This window comes from Rhodococcus sp. NPDC079359 (assembly GCF_040702585.1).
GTDB lineage: Bacteria > Actinomycetota > Actinomycetes > Mycobacteriales > Mycobacteriaceae > Rhodococcoides.
On record NZ_JBFBLH010000006.1, the window covers coordinates 303,297 to 324,171 of the forward strand.

The 20,875-nt window shown below is 64.8% G+C and carries 25 protein-coding genes and 1 tRNA gene; 13 read left to right on the forward strand and 13 right to left on the reverse strand.

The window, feature by feature from the left end:
* Positions 1-7: 7 nt before the first annotated feature.
* Positions 8-217 (forward strand): hypothetical protein, encoded by a 210-nt coding sequence (locus AB0362_RS16870; protein WP_094634107.1) that lies wholly within the window; start codon positions 8-10, stop codon positions 215-217.
* On the opposite strand, the gene AB0362_RS16875 is transcribed toward AB0362_RS16870, so the two are convergent.
* Entirely contained in the window at positions 189-590 is a 402-nt protein-coding gene (locus tag AB0362_RS16875; RefSeq protein ID WP_366235951.1) for a GAF domain-containing protein, read from the reverse strand. The two genes, AB0362_RS16870 and AB0362_RS16875, sit on opposite strands and share 29 nt — an antisense overlap.
* Before the next feature lie 125 nt (positions 591-715).
* Here AB0362_RS16875 and AB0362_RS16880 point away from each other — a divergent pair, with 125 nt between their 5' ends.
* The 3 genes from AB0362_RS16880 (at position 716) to AB0362_RS16890 (ending at position 3,406) form a co-directional block, all read left to right on the forward strand.
* The gene (locus AB0362_RS16880) at positions 716-1,129 is read left to right on the forward strand and encodes a hypothetical protein (protein WP_317549013.1); all 414 of its coding nucleotides are present in this window, start codon (positions 716-718) and stop codon (positions 1,127-1,129) included.
* Between the two features lie 262 nt (positions 1,130-1,391).
* A complete protein-coding gene (locus AB0362_RS16885; RefSeq protein ID WP_366235953.1) occupies positions 1,392-2,273 on the forward strand; it encodes a class III extradiol ring-cleavage dioxygenase in 882 nt (293 codons plus the stop codon).
* 23 nt (positions 2,274-2,296) lie between these two features.
* On the forward strand, positions 2,297-3,406 hold the full coding sequence (locus AB0362_RS16890; RefSeq protein WP_366235955.1) for a CoA transferase: 1,110 nt from the start codon (positions 2,297-2,299) through the stop codon (positions 3,404-3,406).
* Here the strand turns inward: AB0362_RS16890 and AB0362_RS16895 are convergent.
* Together AB0362_RS16895 and AB0362_RS16900 are read right to left on the reverse strand one after the other, a co-directional pair.
* Positions 3,403-4,152 carry an SIMPL domain-containing protein gene (locus AB0362_RS16895; RefSeq protein ID WP_366235957.1) on the reverse strand — a complete coding sequence of 250 codons (750 nt, stop codon included), beginning with the start codon at positions 4,150-4,152 and terminating at the stop codon, positions 3,403-3,405. The two genes, AB0362_RS16890 and AB0362_RS16895, sit on opposite strands and share 4 nt — an antisense overlap.
* Before the next feature lie 20 nt (positions 4,153-4,172).
* Positions 4,173-4,724 carry a YceI family protein gene (locus AB0362_RS16900; RefSeq protein ID WP_317810886.1) on the reverse strand — a complete coding sequence of 184 codons (552 nt, stop codon included), beginning with the start codon at positions 4,722-4,724 and terminating at the stop codon, positions 4,173-4,175.
* Positions 4,725-4,789: 65 nt separating this feature from the next.
* Between AB0362_RS16900 and AB0362_RS16905 the strand changes: the two genes are divergently transcribed.
* Positions 4,790-6,448, forward strand: a complete 1,659-nt coding sequence (locus AB0362_RS16905; protein WP_366235959.1) for a dihydroxyacetone kinase family protein — start codon at positions 4,790-4,792, stop codon at positions 6,446-6,448.
* Here the strand turns inward: AB0362_RS16905 and AB0362_RS16910 are convergent.
* The 5 genes from AB0362_RS16910 to dcm all read right to left on the reverse strand — a co-directional run bounded on the left by AB0362_RS16910 (position 6,432) and on the right by dcm (position 10,293).
* Positions 6,432-6,917 (reverse strand): GAF domain-containing protein, encoded by a 486-nt coding sequence (locus AB0362_RS16910; protein WP_366235961.1) that lies wholly within the window; start codon positions 6,915-6,917, stop codon positions 6,432-6,434. The two genes, AB0362_RS16905 and AB0362_RS16910, sit on opposite strands and share 17 nt — an antisense overlap.
* A complete protein-coding gene (locus AB0362_RS16915) occupies positions 6,893-7,582 on the reverse strand; it encodes a DUF998 domain-containing protein (protein ID WP_366235963.1) in 690 nt (229 codons plus the stop codon). The genes AB0362_RS16910 and AB0362_RS16915 overlap by 25 nt, the downstream gene beginning before the upstream one ends.
* Positions 7,583-7,591: 9 nt before the next feature.
* Positions 7,592-8,635: a hypothetical protein gene (locus AB0362_RS16920; RefSeq protein ID WP_366235964.1), complete on the reverse strand. Its 1,044-nt coding sequence runs from the start codon at positions 8,633-8,635 to the stop codon at positions 7,592-7,594.
* A gap of 96 nt (positions 8,636-8,731) precedes the next feature.
* On the reverse strand, positions 8,732-9,148 hold the full coding sequence (locus tag AB0362_RS16925) for a very short patch repair endonuclease (protein ID WP_149407210.1): 417 nt from the start codon (positions 9,146-9,148) through the stop codon (positions 8,732-8,734).
* On the reverse strand, positions 9,145-10,293 hold the full coding sequence (gene dcm / locus AB0362_RS16930; protein WP_366235974.1) for a DNA (cytosine-5-)-methyltransferase: 1,149 nt from the start codon (positions 10,291-10,293) through the stop codon (positions 9,145-9,147). Before dcm ends, AB0362_RS16925 begins: the two co-directional genes overlap by 4 nt.
* 178 nt (positions 10,294-10,471) lie before the next feature.
* On the opposite strand from dcm, the gene AB0362_RS16935 reads away from it, so the two are divergent.
* Genes AB0362_RS16935 through AB0362_RS16945 form a run of 3 tightly spaced genes read left to right on the forward strand, consistent with a single transcriptional unit; the run spans position 10,472 to position 14,502 of the window.
* The gene (locus AB0362_RS16935) at positions 10,472-12,265 is read left to right on the forward strand and encodes an ABC transporter ATP-binding protein (protein ID WP_366235965.1); all 1,794 of its coding nucleotides are present in this window, start codon (positions 10,472-10,474) and stop codon (positions 12,263-12,265) included.
* Positions 12,258-14,081 carry an ABC transporter ATP-binding protein gene (locus AB0362_RS16940; RefSeq protein WP_366235966.1) on the forward strand — a complete coding sequence of 608 codons (1,824 nt, stop codon included), beginning with the start codon at positions 12,258-12,260 and terminating at the stop codon, positions 14,079-14,081. Before AB0362_RS16935 ends, AB0362_RS16940 begins: the two co-directional genes overlap by 8 nt.
* Positions 14,082-14,121: 40 nt before the next feature.
* Positions 14,122-14,502: a hypothetical protein gene (locus AB0362_RS16945; protein ID WP_366235967.1), complete on the forward strand. Its 381-nt coding sequence runs from the start codon at positions 14,122-14,124 to the stop codon at positions 14,500-14,502.
* Positions 14,503-14,512: 10 nt separating this feature from the next.
* Here AB0362_RS16945 and AB0362_RS16950 read toward each other — a convergent pair whose 3' ends face one another.
* Positions 14,513-14,854, reverse strand: a complete 342-nt coding sequence (locus AB0362_RS16950; protein WP_149407214.1) for a hypothetical protein — start codon at positions 14,852-14,854, stop codon at positions 14,513-14,515.
* A 188-nt stretch (positions 14,855-15,042) separates the two neighbouring features.
* On the opposite strand from AB0362_RS16950, the gene AB0362_RS16955 reads away from it, so the two are divergent.
* Positions 15,043-15,558 carry a putative glycolipid-binding domain-containing protein gene (locus AB0362_RS16955; RefSeq protein ID WP_068054710.1) on the forward strand — a complete coding sequence of 172 codons (516 nt, stop codon included), beginning with the start codon at positions 15,043-15,045 and terminating at the stop codon, positions 15,556-15,558.
* On the opposite strand, the gene AB0362_RS16960 is transcribed toward AB0362_RS16955, so the two are convergent.
* The gene (locus AB0362_RS16960; protein ID WP_317549021.1) at positions 15,531-16,484 is read right to left on the reverse strand and encodes a prephenate dehydrogenase; all 954 of its coding nucleotides are present in this window, start codon (positions 16,482-16,484) and stop codon (positions 15,531-15,533) included. The genes AB0362_RS16955 and AB0362_RS16960 overlap by 28 nt on opposite strands.
* Positions 16,485-16,565: 81 nt before the next feature.
* On the opposite strand from AB0362_RS16960, the gene AB0362_RS16965 reads away from it, so the two are divergent.
* The 4 genes from AB0362_RS16965 to AB0362_RS16980 all read left to right on the forward strand — a co-directional run bounded on the left by AB0362_RS16965 (position 16,566) and on the right by AB0362_RS16980 (position 18,003).
* Positions 16,566-17,105 carry a tRNA adenosine deaminase-associated protein gene (locus AB0362_RS16965; RefSeq protein WP_068054716.1) on the forward strand — a complete coding sequence of 180 codons (540 nt, stop codon included), beginning with the start codon at positions 16,566-16,568 and terminating at the stop codon, positions 17,103-17,105.
* Between the two features lie 3 nt (positions 17,106-17,108).
* Positions 17,109-17,564, forward strand: coding sequence for a nucleoside deaminase (locus tag AB0362_RS16970; RefSeq protein ID WP_317549022.1), 456 nt, complete (start codon positions 17,109-17,111; stop codon positions 17,562-17,564).
* Positions 17,565-17,657: 93 nt separating this feature from the next.
* Positions 17,658-17,855 (forward strand): CsbD family protein, encoded by a 198-nt coding sequence (locus AB0362_RS16975; RefSeq protein ID WP_032380656.1) that lies wholly within the window; start codon positions 17,658-17,660, stop codon positions 17,853-17,855.
* Positions 17,856-17,913: 58 nt separating this feature from the next.
* Positions 17,914-18,003, forward strand: a tRNA-Ser gene (locus tag AB0362_RS16980).
* A 406-nt stretch (positions 18,004-18,409) separates the two neighbouring features.
* Here AB0362_RS16980 and AB0362_RS16985 read toward each other — a convergent pair.
* Genes AB0362_RS16985 through AB0362_RS16995 form a run of 3 tightly spaced genes read right to left on the reverse strand, consistent with a single transcriptional unit; the run spans position 18,410 to position 20,822 of the window.
* On the reverse strand, positions 18,410-18,865 hold the full coding sequence (locus AB0362_RS16985; RefSeq protein WP_317549023.1) for a hypothetical protein: 456 nt from the start codon (positions 18,863-18,865) through the stop codon (positions 18,410-18,412).
* 35 nt (positions 18,866-18,900) lie between these two features.
* The gene (locus AB0362_RS16990; RefSeq protein WP_317549024.1) at positions 18,901-19,815 is read right to left on the reverse strand and encodes an alpha/beta hydrolase; all 915 of its coding nucleotides are present in this window, start codon (positions 19,813-19,815) and stop codon (positions 18,901-18,903) included.
* The gene (locus AB0362_RS16995) at positions 19,812-20,822 is read right to left on the reverse strand and encodes a PHP domain-containing protein (RefSeq protein WP_317549025.1); all 1,011 of its coding nucleotides are present in this window, start codon (positions 20,820-20,822) and stop codon (positions 19,812-19,814) included. The genes AB0362_RS16990 and AB0362_RS16995 overlap by 4 nt, the downstream gene beginning before the upstream one ends.
* Positions 20,823-20,875: the final 53 nt, after the last annotated feature.

The following is a 20,875-nucleotide window of genomic DNA, read 5'->3' on the forward strand; positions in this document are numbered from 1 at the left end:
TGGACCCATGAGCTCGAAGAACCTGTTCGGTGGCCCACGGACCCTGCTGATCGTGGCAGCAGTGGTCATCGTGATCGCACTCGTCGCTGCCGCCGCAACGCTGATCGTCCGTGCCGTCCTCGGACCGCCCGAGGGCGAGAACAAGTTCGAGATTCAGGGCTACTCCGTCGTGCAGGTGGATCCCCAGGTCAACGACCTCGCGCTCGCCACACGCTAGCCGACTCCGCACCGACCCGCGGGTCGTGAGTCTGCTGAAAATTGCGGCCACCGCGCGCGAAAGTCTGCAGTGTCGCCGCGGGAACCTCGCGCTCGGGAACGGGTTCGCTCGTCCACTCGCAGTCCCGCACGAAGATCATGTTCGACGCCACCGCGTCGGCGCTGCGATCCTCACGTAGAGGACCGGAAGTCCGCCCGAGAAAGAACTCGCCACGCTCGGTGCGCGTCCAGACGAAAGATCCGTCCGGAACCTGCTCGAAGCGCTCGACGCGTCGTAGCGAGCGTTCGTCGTCGGCCGCCATTCCACACAGTCCGTAGGTGAGGGCGCGCTCGACGCCGTCCGGCATCGGTGCGCGATAGACGGCATTCGGCATGCACTCGAGCTTAGGACCCGAGGGGTTTACATACCATTCGGTCTGTTGCACGATGATCTCGGACGTCGGACGAATTCAACGAAATGGGGAGCATCGTGTTTTCGAGAAAAGTAGTCACTCGCCTCGTGGCGGCACCGTTGGCAGCGGGAGCCTTGACTCTGGGGACGGCAGGAATCGCTGCGGCCGCGACCACGACCGAATTACGCCCAGTGCAGACATTCGTGTTCTTCCAACACGGCATCAGCTTCGGGTCGGGACCGGTCGAGGCCACGGCAACGACGGGTGCGGAGGCGGGGAAAGTCACGGTGACGACCGTGAGCAACATTTCTGGCGCGGGAGACATGGGCTCGTCCGCGGCAAGTATGGTGCCGGTTCCGGTGACCGTGGTGTGGACGAACATCGACAACGGTCGATCCGGTTCGGCGGGTGGAATATCGACCGAGCCGCTCACTCTCGACACCGGAGCCGGTCGCGTCGATCTGACAATCACCACCGACACTCCCAACCTGCCCGGCGGTGGTCGCGTCGTCGTGGAGTAGCCATGCCTTCGGCGTGGACGCTGGGTGTAGCGGTAGCAACCTCGCGGACGTGGTGGACCGCATCATCGATACGGTGCGTCGACGCCTCACAGCACTGACGTGAGTGTCCACAATTCGCTCCCACAAACGGGAAAAGGCTTCCAGGCACGAATAGTGGACGCTGAGGTCACCGGCGATCGAGGTCTACCCGCGAGGTGGCGTTGTCATGAATCGATTCGAGTGGTAACTTGAAGCTTCAAGTTAAACACTCGAAGGACCCGCCATGACATCTGTGATCAACCCGCCCGTCGCGGGAGCAGCGTTCGACGCATTTCTCGCCGATACCGCACCCGCGAGCCGGTCACAGGAACTGTGGACTCCGAGCGATGGTCCGATGCCCGCCCTGTACATCAGCCACGGCGCACCCCCGGTCTTCGACGACGCCCTCTGGATGAACGAACTCTTCACGTGGTCGCAGTCGATGCCCAAGCCGAAGGCGATCCTCATCGTCAGCGCGCACTGGGAGGAGGCCCCGCTGAGCCTGTCCGCATCGGCGGCTGCGACCCCGCTGGTCTACGACTTCGGCGGATTCGCCCAGCGCTACTTCTCGATGGAATACCGCACACCCGACGCCGAGGCCTTGGCCGCTCGCGTTGCCGCGGCAATCCCGCCGTCGGAAAATCTGCACCGACACACCTCTCGCGGACTCGACCACGGTGCCTGGGTTCCCCTGAAGGTGATGTACCCGTACGCCGACGTCCCCGTTCTCCAGTTGAGCTTGCCGACGCATGCTCCCGACCGGCTGATGGCCATCGGCGCAGCGCTCAAAGAATTGCGCGCGGAGGGTGTGCTGGTCATCGGTTCCGGATTCATGACGCACGGACTGCCGTTCCTCTCGCGCGAGAACTTCGTCACCAACACCGTGCCGACGTGGTCGGAGGACTTCGATCTCTGGGCGGCCGACGCGTTGTCACGCGGTGACGTCGCAACGTTGGCGGACTTCCGCAGCGCCGCACCGGGTATGCCGTATGCCCACCCCACCGTCGAACATTTCACGCCTTTGTTCGTCACGCTCGGTGCCGCCGAGAACCCGGAAGCTCCGGTGACCACAGCCATCACCGGCTTTCAATTCGGCTTGGCGAAGCGGTCGTTCGCGGTCGCGTAGGCGGAGGGTCATACAGTGGACCCATGACGCATGCCACCGGTCCACTCGCAGGGCTTGTCGTCGCGGATTTCTCTCGCGTACTCGCAGGCCCGTACGCGACGATGATGCTCGGCGACATGGGGGCCGAGGTCATCAAGATCGAAAGGCCCGGGATCGGTGACGACACCCGATCGTGGGGACCACCGTACGACTCTGCCGGTACGGCAACGTATTTCAATTCGGTCAATCGCAACAAGACGTCGAGGTTCATCGACCTGCAATCCGAGGGCGGCGTAGCCGAGGCGCAGGAGATCGTTTCGGGCGCAGACATTCTGATCGAGAACTTCCGAGCCGGTGCGATGGACCGGCTCGGACTGGGCTACTCGGATCTGGCTCGGACGAATCCCGGTCTGATCTACTGCTCGATCACCGGCTTCGGCACTGGCGGAGGCTCCGCACTTCCGGGATACGACCTGGTGGTCCAGGCGGTCGGCGGTCTGATGAGCGTCACCGGCCCCGATTCCTCGACGCCCACCAAAGTGGGAGTGGCGATGGTCGACATCGTCACCGGACTGCACGCGCTCAGCGGAATCCTTGCGGCACTGCATCATCGGTCGAACACCGGTGCAGGCCAACAGGTACACACCTCACTGATGGCATCGGTGCTGTCCGCGTTGAGCAATCAGTCGTCGGCCTACCTGGGGGCAGGCGTCGTGCCGGTCCCGATGGGCAACAAGCACCCGTCGCTCGTGCCGTACGAGGTGTTCGAGACTGCCGATCGTCCGTTGGCATTGGCCGTGGGCAACGACCGACAATTCTCCGCGCTGACCGACGTGCTGGGAATCCCGAAATTGGCTCTGGACGAGCGGTTCTCGTCCAACTCTCTACGCGTCGAACATCGAGATCAGTTGGTCGACATCCTCAACTCGGCTTTGCGATCACGTACGGCCGACGAATGGTACCGAGAACTGATGGCCCGCAACGTCCCCGCGGGGCCGGTCAATTCGATCGACGAGGCCTTCGCCTTCGCGGAGTCGCTCGGGCTCGAACCGCGCGTCCAGGTTCCGGGAGCAGCGGCCGAGGGCGTCCGCAATCCTCTGGATTTCTCGGCCACTCCGGTGAACTACCGCTTGCCACCGCCCGCCGGGATCTAGTTCAACGCCCACTTCACCGACACGGACACGCTGACGGTCTGTTGTCCCGGCTCGATGGGCACTGCCGTGTCGAACGAAGTGGCGGACTCGCCGAACGCCCGCGGCTGCTCCTGGCCGGTGATCGACTCCGTGATCGACAGAACGTCCCCGAGTTCTCCGCCTGCGAGCGACGCGTACTGCTCGGCGCGATCGCGGGCGTCGGCGAACGCCCTGGACCGGGCATCGGCGATCAGCTCGGAATTGTCGTCGATCTTGAAGGAGACTCCGGAGATGCGGGTCGCGTTTCCGCCGGCCGAGGTGGCGTCGCCCAGCACTGCGGACGCCTTCGACAGGTCGCGCACCGTCACCTGCAGGGTGTTGGTGGCCTGATATCCGGAAATCGCCGAGGTGCCGCCCGGCAGTGCGCCGGAGTACTGCGGATCGATCGACACCTGCTGAGTCTGGATGTCCTCGCGAGCGACACCGGCCGCGACAACCGCGTCCGTGACGTCACTCACGGCCGCATTCGCCTGTTCGATGGCGGCGGTGACGTCCTCGGCCGTGGCCTGAACGCCGATCTGGGTCGTCAACATGTCCGGCGCACCTTGCACTTCTCCCACGCCGTTGACATTCACTCCCGGAGGTCCATCGGCAGACGAGGTCGCTGGACTGCTGCAGCCCGCGGTCAACGCTACGGCCAGCGTCAGGGCCGATAAGCACGATCCGAACATCCATCGATTTCGACTCATCGCCGTAGTGTCCACCATGACAGGCGAATTGGAAAGACTCAGGGCTTGCGATACTCGGCGTCGAACGTCACGGTGACCTCGTCGACCACCTTCATGGCTCCGAACATCTGCGAATACGGGGTGATCTTGTAATCCGATTGACGCACAGCAGTTTCCGAAACGAGATGCCACCGATTTCCGAGGTCGGTGACGTTCACATCCACGGTGACCTCCCTCGAAACGCCGTGGATCTCCGCCGTGCCGGTCAGCCGAAATCCGGCGTCGACGGCGGTGATGTCGGTCGATCGGAATGTGATCGACGGGTATCGGCCGGCGTCGAAGCTCTTGAGCGCGTTGGCTTTCGCTACTGTCTTCTCCGGTCCGATCAAGGGCGTCAGTCCACCCTCGCCGTGGATCACATCGATCGATCCCACCTCGGCGTCCAGGGTGACCGCGGTGGGTGCGTCCCCGGACCACTCGACGGTGGCGGTCCAGGAGGTCACCGCAATCGTGAGGCGATGCCCCATCTTGGATGCCTTTCCGGTGACATCCGTCCGGACAGCCAACTGTCCGCCGTGCGATGCGTCGAGCGTCCAGGTCTCGGTACTCATGCCCCGACTGTATCGGTCCTGCAGAACCGATGAAGGGACGCGGCGCAGGTGGTTAGGGTGGAGCCATGTTCTCCAATTCCCCTCGAACATTCGTCGCCGACGCCCTCCGCGGTTTCGTCGCCGCCACCGACGACGTCACGTGGCATGCCGATCCCGGATTTCTGACCCGCCGCTACCGCATCTCCGACGGTCAGGTCGCCCTGCTGTCCGGTGGGGGATCGGGCCACGAGCCGCTGCACGCCGGCTTCATCGGACGCGGCATGCTCACCGGCGCGTGCCCGGGCCTGATCTTCACCTCACCCAACGCGCTCCAGGTACACGAGGCATCGAAGGCCGTTGACTCCGGCGGCGGAGTGCTGCACATCGTGAAGAACTACACCGGCGACGTGATGAACTTCAAGATCGCCCGAGAGCTGTTGCAGGAAGACGGTATTGCGGCCGATGTCGTTCTCGTCGACGACGACGTGGCCAGTGAGAGCGAGGACGGTCCAGGTCGACGCGGCACCGCTGCAACCATCGTCGTCGAAAAGGTGTGCGGCGCAGCAGCGGAGCGCGGCGACAGTCTGCAGGCGGTGGTCGCGCTGGGGCGTCGAACCGCGGAGAACGCACGCAGCATGGCGGTTGCACTGAACCCGCCCACCTTGCCGGGAGCAGACGAACCGTCCTTCGAATTGCCCAAGGAAGAGATCGAACTCGGCATCGGTATCCACGGAGAACGCGGCACCGACCGCGTATCCCAGCTGCCCGCTCAGGAAATCGTTCAGAAGCTGACCGAGCCCATCGTGGATTCGCTCGGATTGAAGTCGGGCGAATCGGTGATCGCGGTGGTCAACGGGCTCGGGGCAACACACCCGCTGGAGCTGCACCTGCTGTTCGGTGAACTCTCGGAGTACCTGCACGGCAAAGGTATCGAGATAGCCCGCTCGCTCGTCGGCAGCTTCGTCACCGCGCTCAACATGGGCGGAGCCTCGATCACCCTCGTGCGCGCCGACGACGAGATGCTCGAACTCTGGGACGCGCCGACCGACGCGCCCGGTTGGCCCAACGCCCAGAGCCGTGGTGCGAAGCCGGTGGGCGAACGCGGAGGCTTCGGGCCCTCCTTCGAGCCCTCGGACTCCGGAGAGGTTTCGGCGTTCGCCTCGACATGGATCGGGACGTGGGCGCAGCGGGTACTCGACGAGGAACCTGCCTTGACCGAGCTGGACCGTAAGGCAGGCGACGGTGATTTCGGGACCAACATGGTGGCGGCCCTCGAACAGCTCGATCTGGACGCCGTCAAGGAAAACTACTCGGCAGCAACGGTATTCGAGGCAGTGAGCGAGGCCTACCTCGGCCACGCGGGCGGTACGTCCGGCGCGCTGTTCGGCATCTGGTTCCGCCAGTTCTACCGGACGATGCTGGAATCCGAGCCGGATCTCGCGGCTATCGGGCAGGCCGCCCGTGCCGGGCTGGACAGCATCACCGAACTCGGTGGCGCACGGGTGGGCGACAAGACGATGGTCGACGCCATCGCCCCGGCCGTCGACGCGCTCGAGAAGGACGGCGGAACCTTGCAGGACGCTGCCGACGCGGCGAGAACCGGAGCCGAATCGACGAAGGACATCACCGCAAACCGCGGCCGTGCCAGCTACGTCGGTGAGGCCGCGCGCGGCGTCGTCGACCCCGGTGCGCTGGTCATGGCCTGGTTCTTCGAGGCGGCAGCTGGTTCTACCTCAGAGAGTTGAGAAAAACCGCCGCGATCGCTTCGAGGCCGGCCTGATCGTCGGCGTCGAAGCGGTCGGGGACAGGGCTGTCCAGATCGAACACACCGATCAGCGTCTCACCCTGGTACAGCGGTACGACGACCTCGGAGCGAGTGTTGGCATCGCACGCGATGTGGCCCGGGAAGGCATGGACGTCAGCGACGCGCTGCGTCTCACGGGTGGTCGCGGCCGCTCCGCAGACACCCTTGCTCAGGGCGATGCGCACGCAGGCAGGCTGACCCTGAAACGGCCCGACCACCAGTTCGGTGCCGTCGTACAGGTAGAAGCCGACCCAATTGACCTCGGGCAGAGCGTGATAGACCAACGCAGAGAGATTGGCGGCGTTCGCGATCAGATTCGACTCTTCGTATACCAGGCCGCGGGCCTGCTCGGTGAGCTGCTGGTACTGCTCTACCTTGGATCCGTTCAGTTCGGTCGCGGTGAAGGACATGCGCCGAGTCTAAGCGCACATCCCAGCACCACCAGATACGCCGACATGCCGCCCACTTGAATCCGTTGCGCGATGCCGAGACCGTACTGACCGGGCAGATTGTCGGCGATCAACAGCCACGCGGTGGCCAGCGTCGTGAGGATCAGGACGGCAAGGCCCAGCGTCCGAAGGAGCGGGTACAGCCGGTAGCGGAACGCGGCCAGCGTGAACGCAACCATGACGGTGAAGATCGCGAACACCGCGATGGTGCTGGTGAGTGCGTGAAGATGATGGAGTTGCGGGAAGAGCCCGCTGGGTTCGATCGGGCAACTCGGATCGTCGGCAGCGACACACTCGAGGGGAAGTTTTGCGTCGGCGATGGTGGCGATACCGAAGATGCCCGACGCGACCCATCCGGTGACGACGAGCCGTCGACGCGGGGTTGCGAGGAAGCCGAGAATCGCGGCGAAGACCATCAGTGAACCCGTGACGACGTCTGCGGTGGAGAAGAACTCGCGGTACGGCTGATCGCGGGCGTCGAGTTCGCTGAGGAACGAGGTGGTCGGGTCCAGGCCGGTATCGAGAAAGAACTCGGCCACCCACGCGGAGTACAGCAGTCCGGCGAGGATCAAGCAGATCGCCAGTACGACCCGGCGGATATCCACGCCTTCAGTTCTCGAACGCACCGACCAAGGCTAGCCAGTCAGTACATCGGCAGTTGCCACCGCCAGTGCGACCGCGGAGTCGCAGTGGTCGGTCAGGACGGTCAATGTGGGAACCGTGCGGGCATAGCGAGCGGCGATGTCGTCTTTCTCGGGCATGCCGAGCACGGGGTTGCCCAACACGATGTCCGCGAAGCACGACGAATCGGAATCGCGTGTTTCGACGGTGTAGCCGCCCTGCTGGACGGGCTCGCGGTCCGTCGAACGCATGTCGCCGTCGACGTAGCCGAGCGAGACGTCGAGCATCGCCAGGCTGTCCGCAAATGTTGCCGAGGACGCCGTGAAGTGGCAACGGTCCGGATCGGACGCAGGGTTCCAGCGGTCGACCGTCCAGGTTGCGGGCAAGTGTTCCAGGACCGCGCACGGGTCTTTCATGGCAAGCGGAAGGTTGTACTTGGAATCGGCACGCAGTGGTGGATCGTCCAGCAGCGAGAGCGCGGTCTCGGTGACGGATGTCGCTGTAGTACACGCGTCCCCCACACTGCGGGACACCTCGATCGCGGCGAAACTACGACCCGATTCGGTGAGGTAACCGTCCATGGCCCCCGCGGTGGCACCGTCGAACTCGTCGCGGAGCGGGAAGCTGATGCGGCACGACCCGTGCGACGCGTTCTCGCGATACACCTGTTCGCCGCCGATCGTGATCTGCTCGGTGCCCTTGTCGTCGGAACTCGGCAGATATCCGTTCAGATCGACGGAGATGGAGTCGGTGGCGCTCGATCCCGCGGGATTCAGGGTGGCCGAGCACGTGCTCAATTCGCCGTCGGGCCGCAGCTGCACCACTGTGCCGAGGGCGGCGAGATCGTTCTGGGTGAGAAAGCCGCAAGGATCGAGACTGCGCACGAATTCTGCCGAATCGGCCAGATATCGGTCTGCCTCCGACATCTCGAACCCGTACCGGCTCTGCGGCGACGAACTGCCTGCGGGAAAAGCGTTGCCGAGCAACACCACCGCGCATCCGCTCGTCGATACCGACATCGCCAGCGCCACCGCCGCGAGCAACCAATTTTTACGCACCGTTTCCCCCGAACTCGATTCGACCGATCATGGGGTTGGACGCGCGGGGGCTCGAGATGGTTTCAAGCGGGAGTGGAGCCTGCGGAATGACCCGAATTATTCAGCGGAAAGTTCGTCGACCACTCGGTCGGCGGCGACGGTGGGATCCTCGTGTTCCCAGATTCGCACCACGCGCCAGCCCTCGTCGATCAATCGTCTGTCCGTGTCGCGATCGCGGGCGACGTTGGCGGCCAGTTTGTCGGCCCACCACTGCGCGTTGTTTCGGGGCGCGGTCGCGTGAATCGGGCAGCTGTGCCAGAAGCAGCCGTCGACGTAGACCGCGACCTTGCGCCTGGGAAAGACCAGATCTGCTCGACGCCTCATGCCCTTCAACGGAGCGCGATCGACGAAATATCGTAGGCCCCGCCGGTGCAGTGCCCGCCGCAGCGCCACCTCCGGTTTGGTGTCGCGTCGCTTCTGCTTGCTCAGTCTCGCACTGGTTTTCGCGTCGGTGACGGGGCGGTCTGCGCTCACACCGGAACCCGCTCGGGGTACCCGCCCATGCGCTCGAGGTGGGCGTCGAGGTCGTCGAGGAAACCGTCGGCGAAGCGCAGGTTGCCGGCCCGGGAGCGCTTGAGGAATCCCGCGGTGGCCCGCGCCGACAGCAGCTTGGAGTCGTCCAGAAAGTCGATGAGGTCCTCGTAGGGTTCGTGCACCGGCATGGTCGACGCGGCGACCTTGAACGACGTTCGATCGCGTCCCCAGGCGGCGGTCGGCCAGGCCTGGCCTGGAAGTAGAGCCACATCACCCGACGCGTCGTACGGCTTCGGATCGTCGAGTGCACGCGCGGCCCATGACGCCATCCGCACACTGACGGCATTGCCGACGAGCTTCCAGCGATGTCCGCTGCGCACGCCGGGTTGCTGGACGGCAGGCAGCGTCCAGTCGGGATCGAATCCCTGCAGACGTTCGGCACCGAGGATGCCGGGAGTGACGATCTCTCCGGACGGCAGGCGAACCGCCGGCGGACTGGCGATGCCCAGGGAAGATCCACCCTTGAGCGTCGGGACCGCATTGACCGCCCAGCCCAGACCCCGAATGCCCTCGGTCCAGTAGAAGCCGCACGGCTGTGTGGTGGGGTCGCCGTCGGGCAGCGGTCCGGCGTCCTGCGAGAACAGCACCTCCCGTGGATCGTCGGTGCGCGAGGCCAGCATCACCACCCGCTGTCGACGCTGCGGCAAACCGAACGCGCGGGCGTCGACGACGCGGTAGGCCCACATGTAGCCGAGGTCCTCGAGTGCGTCGGTGATGTGCCGCATGGCAGCCCCGCGGCCGAGTTGCAGCATGAACGGCACGTTCTCCATCAGCAGCCAGCGCGGACCGCGTCGGCGCGTGACGAGCCGAAACACCTCGTCCACCAGGCCGGAGCGGGCACCGGTGATGCCCGCAGTGCGTCCGGCCTGGGACAGATCCTGACAAGGAAAGCCCGCTGCCACCAGTTCGGTGTCGCCGGGCAGGCTGCGGAGAGTGGTGACGTCCGTGTGCAGCGGTGTCTCGGGCATACGCGCTCGAAGGACGGCCCCGGCTCCGGGATCGATCTCGCACAGCAACTGCGTCGACCAGCCCGCCTCGGCCAACCCCAGCTCGAGCCCTCCGATCCCCGCGAACAACCCGACCATCGACCGTGCGCTCACGTGTGCCCTTCTCTCGCCCGACGGCCCTACGTTACTCGAGAGTCGATTCGCTTGACCTCGACCTTGCTCGAGGTTTCACACTGGAATGCGCTGGCCCAAAAATCGGTTGGAAACTGAGCCTGTGCAATGAAATCATTCGAGCACAGCAATAAGGAGAAGAACTGTGTCTACGGGTGTGCTCGATCCCGAAATCGGAACGGTCGATCAGTCATACCCGAACCCTGTGCGTCCGACCAGTTCACTGCGCCGTTTCGCGCCGTTTCTGCTGCCGTACAAGTGGTTCTACATCGCCTCGATCGTGGTCTCGCTGATCGCGACCATGACCGGTCTGGTGATTCCGCTGGTGATGCAGCGCGTCATCGACGGCCCCATCACCGATCGCAATTTCTCGGCCGTCTGGTGGCCGGCGGCATTCGTCCTGCTGCTCGGCACCATCGATGCACTCGGTATCTGGGTTCGTCGCTACCTGGTGTCGCGGCCGTCGAGCCAGTTCGAGATATCAGCGCGGGCAACGGTATTCGACAAGCTTCAGCGGCTGTCGGTCTCGGCTCACGAGAGCTGGGAATCGGGTCAGCTGCTCTCGCGCGCCATCGCAGACCTCGGTTCGCTCCGGCGGTTCATGGCCTTCATCGGCCCGTTCATCATCATCAACGCCGTCACACTCGTCGTCGGTATCGGCGTATTGCTGGTCCAGTCCTGGCAATTGGGACTGATCATGTTGGTGACGTCGGTGCCGCTGGTGATCGCCTGCACCAGGTTCGAGACGCTGTATCGGGTCGTGGCCCGTGACGCTCAGGATCAGGCCGGCGATGTCACGACGACGGTCGAGGAGTCCATCCAGGGTATTCGCGTCCTCAAGGCCTTCGGTCGAAGTGCCCACTTGGGCAAGCAGTTTCTTCGACAGGCGCGCACGTTGCGTGGCACCGAACTGAAGAAGGTGCGCTACCTGGCGATTATCTGGGGTGTGATCGTTGGATTGCAGCCCATCACCATCGGCGCAATTCTGGCGGTGGGGACGTACTCGATCGTGCAGGGCACCATGACGGTCGGCACACTCGTCGCAGCCATTGCGATCGTCACCTTCCTGCTGTGGCCTATCGAATCGTTCGGCTACCTGCTGGCCGAGCTGAACAACGCGCGCACGGCAGCGGATCGGTACTGGGAAATCATGGACACTCCCGAAACCGTCACCGATCCGGACAATCCCGTCGATCTACCCGAAAAGATCCGTGGGCGCGTGCAATTCGATCGCGTCGGATTCACCTTTCCCGACGCGTCCTCGCCGCTTCTGACCGACGTCAGCTTCGTCGTCGAGCCGGGGGAGACGGTCGCGCTGGTCGGCAACACCGGCAGCGGAAAGACTGCGCTGACCAATCTCGTACCCCGACTGTTCGACGCCACCGAGGGCACCATCACGATCGACGGTATCGACGTGGCCTCGATGCGGTTGGCTGACCTGCGCTCGATCGTCACGGTGGCATTCGAGGATCCGGTGCTGTTCTCTGCCAGTGCGCGCGAGAACATCGCACTCGGTTCACCCGACGCGTCCGATGCCGAGGTTGCCGAGGCGTTGGAGATCGCGCACGCAACGGATTTCGTCGAGCAGTTGCCGTGGGGGCTGGCCACCCGCATCGGTGAGCAGGGCATGAGCCTGTCCGGTGGTCAACGGCAGCGGCTCGCCTTGGCGCGCGCCGTGCTGGGCAAGCCGCGGGTGCTGGTGCTCGACGACCCGCTGTCCGCGCTCGACGTGGACACCGAAGCAAAAGTGCAGAAGGAACTGCGACGCGTGTTGGCGCATTCGACGACGGTGCTGGTGGCACACCGGCCGTCGACCGCTGCATTGGCCGACCGCGTGCTCTATCTCGAGAACGGAAGAATTGTGGAGCAGGGAACACACGAGGGACTGCTGGCGTCGTCGCCGCGGTACCGCGAGGTGATGGGGTCGGTTCATGGCTGAGCAAACCGCAGCTGCGGATTGGCGCGGCGTCGGCGGTGAGGAATCGGAGGTCGACGCAACCGGAAACCTGGTGTTGGCCGGGCGTTCTCGCCGGTTGCTCGTCTCGTTGGTGCGCCCGTACAAGAAGCAGGCCCTGCTGTCGTTCCTGATCATTCTGGTCGACAACATCACCTACGTTGCCGGTCCGCTGTTCATCGCCTACGCGCTGGACAACGGCGTCGGCGCTGCAGGACAGGGCGATTGGGGTCCGCTGATGTGGGCGGTCGGCGGCTACACCGGCTTCGGTCTGCTCGGGATGCTCACCACGTACGCGTTTCTCACCGTCTCGGGTCGGCTGAGCCAGAACATCCTGTACGACCTGCGCGGACGGGTGTTCGACCATGCCCAGAAGCTGAGTCTGTCGTTCCACGAGAAGTACACCTCGGGACGGTTGATCTCGCGACTGACCAGCGATGTCGAATCTCTGCAGACACTGCTCGAGAGCGCGCTCAACGATGCGTTGACGGCCATCCTGTCGATGGTGTCGATCGCAATCATTCTGGTGTATCTCGACGTTCCGATGGCGATGATCGTATTGGCCGGCTTCGTTCCGCTGGTGCTCGTCACCCGATGGTCGCAGCGGCGACAACGCCAGGGATACCGTCGCACACGGGTGGCGATCGCGCGCGTGGTGGTGCACTTCGTCGAGTCGATGGGCGGCATCCGCGCGGTGCAGGTGTTCCGGCGCGAGGGCCGCAACGACGCCATTCTGAATACCGAGGACTCGGAGTATCGCGACGCCACCACCGCAGCGCTACGCGGCATGGCCAGCTACACCGGCATCGTGCGCTGGATCGGCAACGTCACGCTCGCCATCATCCTGGTCTTCGGTAGCTGGCGAGTGATCAACGGCCACATGGACATCGGTGTGCTCGCGGCGTACGTGCTGTATCTGCGCCGGTTCTACGGACCGCTCGACGAGCTGGCGATGGTCTTCAACGCCTACCAGTCCGCTGCCGCTGCGCTGGAGAAGATCTCCGGTGTGCTCGAAGAGGAACCGTCGGTGATGGCACCGAAGGACCCGGTGCAGATCGGAACCGCCAAGGGCGACATCACGTTCGAAGACGTGCACTTCGCGTACGGCCCCGAACGCGTCGTGCTGCCGGAATTCTCGCTCCACGTACCCGCCGGACAAGTGGTCGCGATGGTCGGAGCCACCGGAGCGGGCAAGTCGACACTGGCAAAGCTGTTGGCGCGCTTCTACGATCCGACGGCCGGAGCCGTCCGACTCGACGGCATCGACATGCGGGAGATCAGCGACGAAGACCTGCGTCGCAACGTCGTGATGGTGACGCAGGAATCGTTCCTGTTCTCCGGTTCGGTGGCAGACAACATCCGACTCGGACGCCCCACCGCGACCGACGCGGAGGTACGGGCAGCGGCCGACGCCGTCGGACTGACGGAGTTCATCGCGTCGCTACCGGAGGGAATCGACACCGATGTGCGCAAGCGAGGTGGTCGATTGTCCTCGGGCCAAAGGCAATTGGTGGCCTTTGCACGAGTGTTCCTCGCGGCGCCGTCGGTGATCGTGCTGGACGAGGCAACGTCGAGTCTGGACATTCCGAGCGAGCGGCTGGTGCAGCGCGCACTCGAGACGATCCTGCAGGGACGAACGGCGCTGATCATCGCGCACCGCCTGTCGACGGTGGCCATCGCCGATCGTGTGCTCGTCATGGCCGACGGAAACATCGTCGAGGACGGCACCCCCGAGGACCTGATCGCGGGGGAGGGACGCTTCGCGCATCTGCACGAGGCGTGGGAAGACTCGCTGGTCTGATTTGAGTAACGCCTCGTCGGTCCCCGGCGAAAAGACCTGTATGAGAAGAACATTTGTAGCGGCAACACGAGTTGCCACTTTCGTCGTCTCAGGTCTGGCCTTTACCGCACTCATCGGCGCAGGCGTTTCCCATGCTGACACCCAGGATTGCTCCGTCGCTCACGATGCCTTCGGCGCGTCTGCAACGTGTCAGGACACCAGTGCACCTCCGGGTAGGGAGTACGTACTGATCACCGAATGCTGGGGTTTTCACTTCGTCCCCAATCGCTTTCCGGTCCCGGCGGTCGGTCCTTACACCTCGTCGAGCCGATCCTTCGTGCCGACGGGTCAGGCGTCGGGCAACTGCGGTTCGAGCTGGGGCCAGCCCACGTCGACCCTCGGTGTGGTCACGGGTGCCCACGTGGAGATCTATCGGCAGTGAGGTCTGCCCATCACGTCCAGGGGGTTATCGGCGGCTTGACCCACATGATCTTCTCGTCCGCGTGCTGGGGCGTCGCACCGTCGTGACCGGGGTGCTCTGCCGCCCATGCCGATTTGCGGTCGAGCAGCTCGGCCACGATGGTCCACGTTTCCATCGTGCTCGGAGGATGCAGATCGGCGGCGCGAGCCAATTTTCGGCGGACTGCGTCGGTGAGGTCGAGTAGTTCGGCACCGGTGATGCCTCGGTCCCACACGTAACGCGCGAGGGCCGTCGCCTTGTCCTGTCGACTCTTCGCGGCCTGTTCGGAATGCGCGAAATCGAACTGACCGCCGCCGGTGTTCTCTGTCGTCACGGGCACAACCTTAATGAACTGCGAGAAAAGGCACGTCCGCTTGATCTTCTGGGGGCCTCGTCGCCTACCGTAGGTGGGTGATCACTCAAGCATCGGGTGCCGAGCATGCCTCCGTCCCCGCGTCCGATTCCATCGACGCGAAAACCTGGCCCTCGATCCTGACGTGGCGAGCCCACGATGTTCCCCGCATGGAGTCCGTGCGAGTACAGCTCTCCGGCAATCGCATCAAGGCTGCCGGACGCATCATCGGCGCTGCGTGCAGCGATCACCCCGCCTTCAGCGCGTCCTACGACCTGGTGACCGACGAATACGGCGTCACCAAGCGACTGTCGGTGCGCACCTCGCTCGCCTCCGGTGATCGGCAGGCGTCCGTCAGCCGCGACGACGAGGGCTACTGGATGGTGGAGAACAGCACCAGCCATCAGCGCTCGACCTACAGCGGTGCACTCGACGTCGACATGGTGCTCAGCCCGTTCTTCAACACTCTGCCGATCCGTCGATTCGGTCTGCACACCCAGGTCCAGGACCTCGAGGTGCCCACGGTGTACGTCAATGTGCTGGACCTCAGCATTCAGGAAGCAACGCTCACCTACAGCAGTGGCTCCGAGGGCATCCATGTCATCTCGCCGGTCTCCACGTCTTCCGTCACGGTCGACGCCGACGGATTCGTCCTCGATTACCCGGGGCTCGCCGAACGGATCTGACGCACGACGCCACCGCGCCGACCCGCGTCCTGCAGTCTTTCTCGCCAGCCCGGTTCTCCCGGGGTGATGTCGTCGATGTCGAAGCGTCGATGCTGTTCGTACTGCAGGCGCGCGGCGTTTCCGGCGTCGACCAGTGTTTTCGTCGAGTTCTCGTCCAGTTCGTCGCGCGCTGCGGTGAGCGCATGCAGTGCCTCGTCGAGCGCGGTTCGTAGAGCGGCCGCGTTGCCCTCGGTCATCGCGCGGACGAGATTCGGCGACGACGACGCCACCCGCGTCCCGTCACGGAACGAGCCTGCAGCCAGGCCCAACGCCAACGGCCCTCCTGCCGCTCCCACGATCGCAAGCGCCTCGGCCAGCAGGTGCGGTAGATGAGAAATTCTGGCGACGGCGCGATCGTGCTCGACGCTCTCGGCCGGCACCACCACCGAACCGCAATCCAGAGCGAGCCGGGCCACCCGCGTCCACACGTCGGCGTCGACTCCCGGGTCGGTGGCCACCACCCACACCGCGTCGACGAACAACGTGGGATCGGTGGCCGACCAGCCGGACTGGTTGGTACCTGCCATCGGGTGCCCGCCGACGTAGCGGGCCAGCAGTCCGCGAGCCGCTACTGCCGAGGCCACCTCGGCTTTGACGCTGACCACATCGGTGAGCGGGGCGGCCGGCGCGTGCTCGGCGATTGCCGCCAGAACCGAGTCCACGGCAGGCATCGGAACGGCGATGACGAGCAACGCGTCCTGTGTTGCGGCCCTGCTCAGCGCGGCTTTCAGGTCGGTACCGACGTCGTAGCCGTCGGCGATAGCACCGGCGATCGCGTCGGCCGATCGGTTCCACCCCCACACCGGACGACCCGCATCGTGAGCCGCGCGCAGGATCGACCCGCCGATCAATCCGAGACCCAGAACGCACACCGAGGAAGAAGTCACCGGATCAGATTGGCACAGGTGGGTGACGTCGACGGGAGGTGGACTTCGAATACAGGCCCCTACCGGACTACCGTTGCGCGCATGGCCGCACAGCGCGCGAACAACAACCGCGCATCCGCACCGGAATACGACGACCTCGAGGGATTCGGCGTTGCTGTTGTCCGAGAGGAAGGCAAGTGGACCGTCACGCCGCTGTCCGACGACGCACTGACCAGTCTGTCGGCGGCAGAGACCGAACTGCGTGAACTGCGCAGCTCGGGAGCTGTGTTCGGACTGCTCGACGTGGACGAGGAATTCTTCGTCATCCTGCGTCCAGCACCGAACGGCACCCGACTCCTACTGTCCGACGCGGTCGCCGCAGTGGACTACGAAATCGCCGCGGACGTTCTCGATGCGTTGAACATCGAGATCCCCGACGTCGACCCCGATGAACTCGACGACATCGAGCCCTACGAAGAGGGCGACCTCGCCCTGTTGGCGGACCTCGGACTGCCCGAGGCCGTGCTCGGCATCATCGTCGCCGAGACCGACGACTATCCGGACGAGCAACTGCAGTCCATCGCCGAACGACTGGGTTTCGAAAGCGAGTTCGCCGCAGCGGTGGACAAGCTTCGGCGGTAACCGATGCCGATGTCCGACGCGGACATGATCCGAGCAGCGCTGTCGGCTGCGGGCGAGGCATCGGATGCCGACGTCCCCGTCGGAGCCGTCGTGTTCGACGCCACCGGACGTGAGATAGCCCGGGCCTGCAATGCGCGGGAGGCGTCGGGCGACCCCACCGGACACGCAGAAGTGATCGCGTTGCGTCGAGCAGCGGCCGTCCACGGTGACGGCTGGCGACTCGAAGGCTGCACCCTGGCTGTCACGTTGGAACCCTGCACGATGTGCGCCGGGGCGCTGGTCCTCGCCCGCGTCGGAGCGGTGGTGTTCGGAGCATGGGAGCCGAAGACCGGAGCTGTCGGTTCGCTCTGGGACGTCGTGCGCGATCGCCGACTCACCCATCGGCCACAGGTCCGCGGCGGAGTATTGGAAGCCGAATGCGCCGACGTGTTGACCCGATTCTTCGCCCGTCAGAGATAACGATCTCGTCACATGGTGGCCTGCATGTCCGATTTTGTGGAGGGTAGAGGGCAGAGCGCAACGCTGCGCTCCGAACTTGCGAAGGAGACACTCATGGGACTCGGCGACAAGATCTCGAACAAGACCGAAGACCTCGGCGGCAAGGCGAAAGAAGCCGCAGGTTCGGCCACCGGAGACAAGGACCTCGAAGCAGAGGGCAAGGGCGACCAGACCTCGGCCGCATTCAAAGACGGTGCCGAGAAAGTCAAGGACGCAGCCTCGAACATCAAGGACAAGCTCACCGGTAACTAGATTTGCGCGCTGAGCAGGCGATTTAGCCTCAGGCCGTCATTCCGGTACAGTCTTCTGCGGTGGCGTGTCCGAGCGGCCTAAGGAGCACGCCTCGAAAGCGTGTGAGGGTTCACCCCCTCCGAGGGTTCAAATCCCTCCGCCACCGCCAAAACTCCCCACCTGTTCACGCAGGTGGGGAGTTTTTTGTGCGCTGGGCCGGGGTTTGCCGCAAATGCGCGCGCATTCGTCAGACGCGTTCGGATTCGCTATCGATCCGGGGTCTATTTCGCGCGCACCTGGCGAACGCGCGCGCGTTTGCGGGATCACGGGGGTGGGGTGCGGCGGGGGTGAGCTGGGCGGAGGGGTTAGGGGGTGAGCGAGGGCGACGGTGCGGCTCTGGCGGCCTAATCTGCGCAGATGCGTGCGCATTCGTCGGACGCGTTCGGATTCGCTATCGATCCGGGGTCTATTTCGCGCGCACCTGGCGAAGGCGCGCGCATTTGCGGGATCACCGGGGCGGGGCGGGGGACGAGGCCTGGGACGGGGCAGAACCTAACCCCACGCGACTCAGACGCTCAGCATTGCCCCGCACCGGCGGAGTCGAGTCCGCGCAGAATCTGCTCCTGATCACTGGGCGGCACGGTGTTCCAACTCGGCGCGGTGGTCATTTCGGTGCGCAGACCCTCGACCGACTTCGCGCGATCGGAGATTCCGGTTTGTTCGAGTGCATCGATCGACGGCAGAAATTGGGTGCAGGTCTGCTGGTACAGCGCTTCTCCGGTGACGCCCGAGGTTGGGGCATCGGGTTCAGCGGCAGGCGGAGCCTCGGGGATCGGAGTGTCGGCAGGAGCGGGTGCCGGTGCATCGAGCGTGGTGCTGGCGGGGACTGTCGTGGAAGCCGCGGCGGACGTCGTCGTGCTGGCAGCGGCGGAAGTGGTCGACGCCTCCTCGGTCGACGCGTCGTTGCCACATCCGGCCACCGAGACGGCCACGATCAGCCCGAGCAATCCGGTCGCGATTTTTCCGTTCATCGCAACTGTGTACCACCCCGGCAGAACCACCGACGTCAAAGCAGGGTCTGCGCACGTCCGGTAATGGTGCTCAGCGCCGTCGACCAGGCGCGATTCTTCGGGTCGAGGAACGCTCCGTGTCCGGCTCCGGGCAGAACGACCAGCTCGGGGTCGGTGCTGCCGGCCTTCACGGCAGCGTCGACGTAGACGCGGCTCTGGTTCACCGAGACGGTTTGATCGGCGTCGCCGTGCAGCGCGGTCAGGGGGACGTCGAGGGGAAGGTATTCGATGGGGGAGGCGATCTCGTAGCGCCCCGGCACCTCGTTCGGCATGCCGCCGAGGAATGCGGGCACAAATTTGTCGCCGCCGATGTCGGCCGCTCTCTTCATGTCGAAGACGCCGGCCATGATGGTGGCGCTGCGGGGCTTGATCTTCGGTTCGGCCCCCGGCGCGTCGACGGGCATGAGGTGTCGAGCGGCCACCCATGCGGCCAGCTGTCCACCGGCCGAATGTCCGGCGACGTGGACGCGATCGAGATCGAGTCGCCCGTCGGCTGCGTCCTGTACGACGGTTGCCAGTGCCTCGGTGGCGTCGTCGACGTCGGAGAGGGTGTTGGCCCAGTTGTTCGGGCCACGTCGGTATTCGACGTTCCACACGGCGATGCCCTCGTCGGCGATGGCCGTCGACATCTGTTGGAAGTACGACAGGTCGAGGTCTTCCTGCCACCCGCCGCCGTGAATCATCACCACCACCGGGAGCGAGCTGGCGTTGTTGTCCGGGAGGTAGAGGTCGCCGATGTTGTCCGAGTCGTACCCGTATTTCAGTCGGACGGGATCCCCGGCCGGGCCCGATACCGGTTGCAGCGCAGCCGAATACGTTTCGGCGGTGCTCGGTGAGGAGTCGGTGTCGGCCGAACTGCAGCCGACCAACGCGACAGTCAGCAGACCGGAGAGGAAATGGCGACGATTCACGCGCGCTGCGCCGTCCACTCGAGCAGTTCGGCGAGCGGCCAGGTGTTGATCACGCGCTCGGCGGGGACGCCGCGCGCTTCGGCACGGATGCAGCCGTAGCCCTGCCAGTCGAGCTGTCCGGGTGCGTGCGCGTCGGTGTCGATGGAGAACAGGCAGTCGCGCTCGAGGGCGATGTCGATCAGTCGCTCCGGAGGATCCTGGCGCTCGGGCCTGGCGTTGATCTCCACTGCCGTGCCGAACTGGCGACAGCCCTCGAACACCACGGGAGCGTCGAACGTCGATTCGGGCCGGGTGCCGCGGCCACCCTCGACGAGCCGTCCGGTGCAGTGACCGAGGACGTCGACATGCGGGTTGGCGATGGCGGTGACCATGCGCTTGGTCATGGTCTTGGAGTCGGCACGCAGGTTGGAGTGCACGCTCGCCACGACGACGTCCAGCTCGGCGAGCAGGCCTTCGTCCTGGTCGAGTGATCCGTCGTCGAGAATGTCCACTTCGATTCCGGTGAGGATGCGGAACGGTGCGAGCCGCTCGTTCAGCTCGGCGATGACGTCGAGCTGTGCGCGCAGGCGCTCGGCGGTGAGGCCGTTGGCGACCTTGAGGCGCGGGGAATGATCGGTGAGAGCGCAGTATTCGTGGCCGAGCCGCGCGGCGGTGCGCATCATTTCTTCGATGGGGCTGCCGCCGTCGGACCAGTTGGAGTGGGTGTGCAGATCGCCCTTCAATGCGCTGCGAAGTTCGTTGTCGCCGATCGGTTCTGCCGCATCTCGCTGCTCACGGAGATAGTCCGGGACGTCCTGGGTGAGCGCCTGGCGAATGATCAGCGAGGTCTTGGCTCCGATACCGGCGAGCGAGGACCAGCTGTCGGCCTTCTCGTGCTCGGATCGCTGTGTGGGCGTGAGGGATTCGACGACATCGGCGGCCCTACGGTAGGCCTTGACGCGGTGGGTGTCCGAACGTGAGCGCTCGAGCCAGTACCCGATCTCTCGAAGTGCGTCCACCGGATCCATGCGTTCCATTGTGCCTGGCGGTACCGACACGCGTTCACTGGGTAAACGGACAA

Excerpts from the sequence above, each read along its gene's own strand:
- AB0362_RS16870 (WP_094634107.1), top strand. The coding sequence starts at position 8 with ATGAGCTCGAAGAACCTGTTCGGTGGCCCACGGACCCTGCTGATCGTG.
- AB0362_RS16875 (WP_366235951.1), bottom strand. The coding sequence starts at position 590 with ATGCCGAATGCCGTCTATCGCGCACCGATGCCGGACGGCGTCGAGCGC.
- AB0362_RS16885 (WP_366235953.1), top strand. The coding sequence starts at position 1,392 with ATGACATCTGTGATCAACCCGCCCGTCGCGGGAGCAGCGTTCGACGCA.
- AB0362_RS16890 (WP_366235955.1), top strand. The coding sequence starts at position 2,297 with ATGACGCATGCCACCGGTCCACTCGCAGGGCTTGTCGTCGCGGATTTC.
- AB0362_RS16895 (WP_366235957.1), bottom strand. The coding sequence starts at position 4,152 with ATGGTGGACACTACGGCGATGAGTCGAAATCGATGGATGTTCGGATCG.
- AB0362_RS16900 (WP_317810886.1), bottom strand. The coding sequence starts at position 4,724 with ATGAGTACCGAGACCTGGACGCTCGACGCATCGCACGGCGGACAGTTG.
- AB0362_RS16905 (WP_366235959.1), top strand. The coding sequence starts at position 4,790 with ATGTTCTCCAATTCCCCTCGAACATTCGTCGCCGACGCCCTCCGCGGT.
- AB0362_RS16910 (WP_366235961.1), bottom strand. The coding sequence starts at position 6,917 with ATGTCCTTCACCGCGACCGAACTGAACGGATCCAAGGTAGAGCAGTAC.
- dcm (WP_366235974.1), bottom strand. The coding sequence starts at position 10,293 with ATGGTCGGGTTGTTCGCGGGGATCGGAGGGCTCGAGCTGGGGTTGGCC.
- AB0362_RS16940 (WP_366235966.1), top strand. The coding sequence starts at position 12,258 with ATGGCTGAGCAAACCGCAGCTGCGGATTGGCGCGGCGTCGGCGGTGAG.
- AB0362_RS16945 (WP_366235967.1), top strand. The coding sequence starts at position 14,122 with ATGAGAAGAACATTTGTAGCGGCAACACGAGTTGCCACTTTCGTCGTC.
- AB0362_RS16955 (WP_068054710.1), top strand. The coding sequence starts at position 15,043 with ATGGAGTCCGTGCGAGTACAGCTCTCCGGCAATCGCATCAAGGCTGCC.
- AB0362_RS16965 (WP_068054716.1), top strand. The coding sequence starts at position 16,566 with ATGGCCGCACAGCGCGCGAACAACAACCGCGCATCCGCACCGGAATAC.
- AB0362_RS16970 (WP_317549022.1), top strand. The coding sequence starts at position 17,109 with ATGCCGATGTCCGACGCGGACATGATCCGAGCAGCGCTGTCGGCTGCG.
- AB0362_RS16975 (WP_032380656.1), top strand. The coding sequence starts at position 17,658 with ATGGGACTCGGCGACAAGATCTCGAACAAGACCGAAGACCTCGGCGGC.
- AB0362_RS16985 (WP_317549023.1), bottom strand. The coding sequence starts at position 18,865 with ATGAACGGAAAAATCGCGACCGGATTGCTCGGGCTGATCGTGGCCGTC.
- AB0362_RS16995 (WP_317549025.1), bottom strand. The coding sequence starts at position 20,822 with ATGGATCCGGTGGACGCACTTCGAGAGATCGGGTACTGGCTCGAGCGC.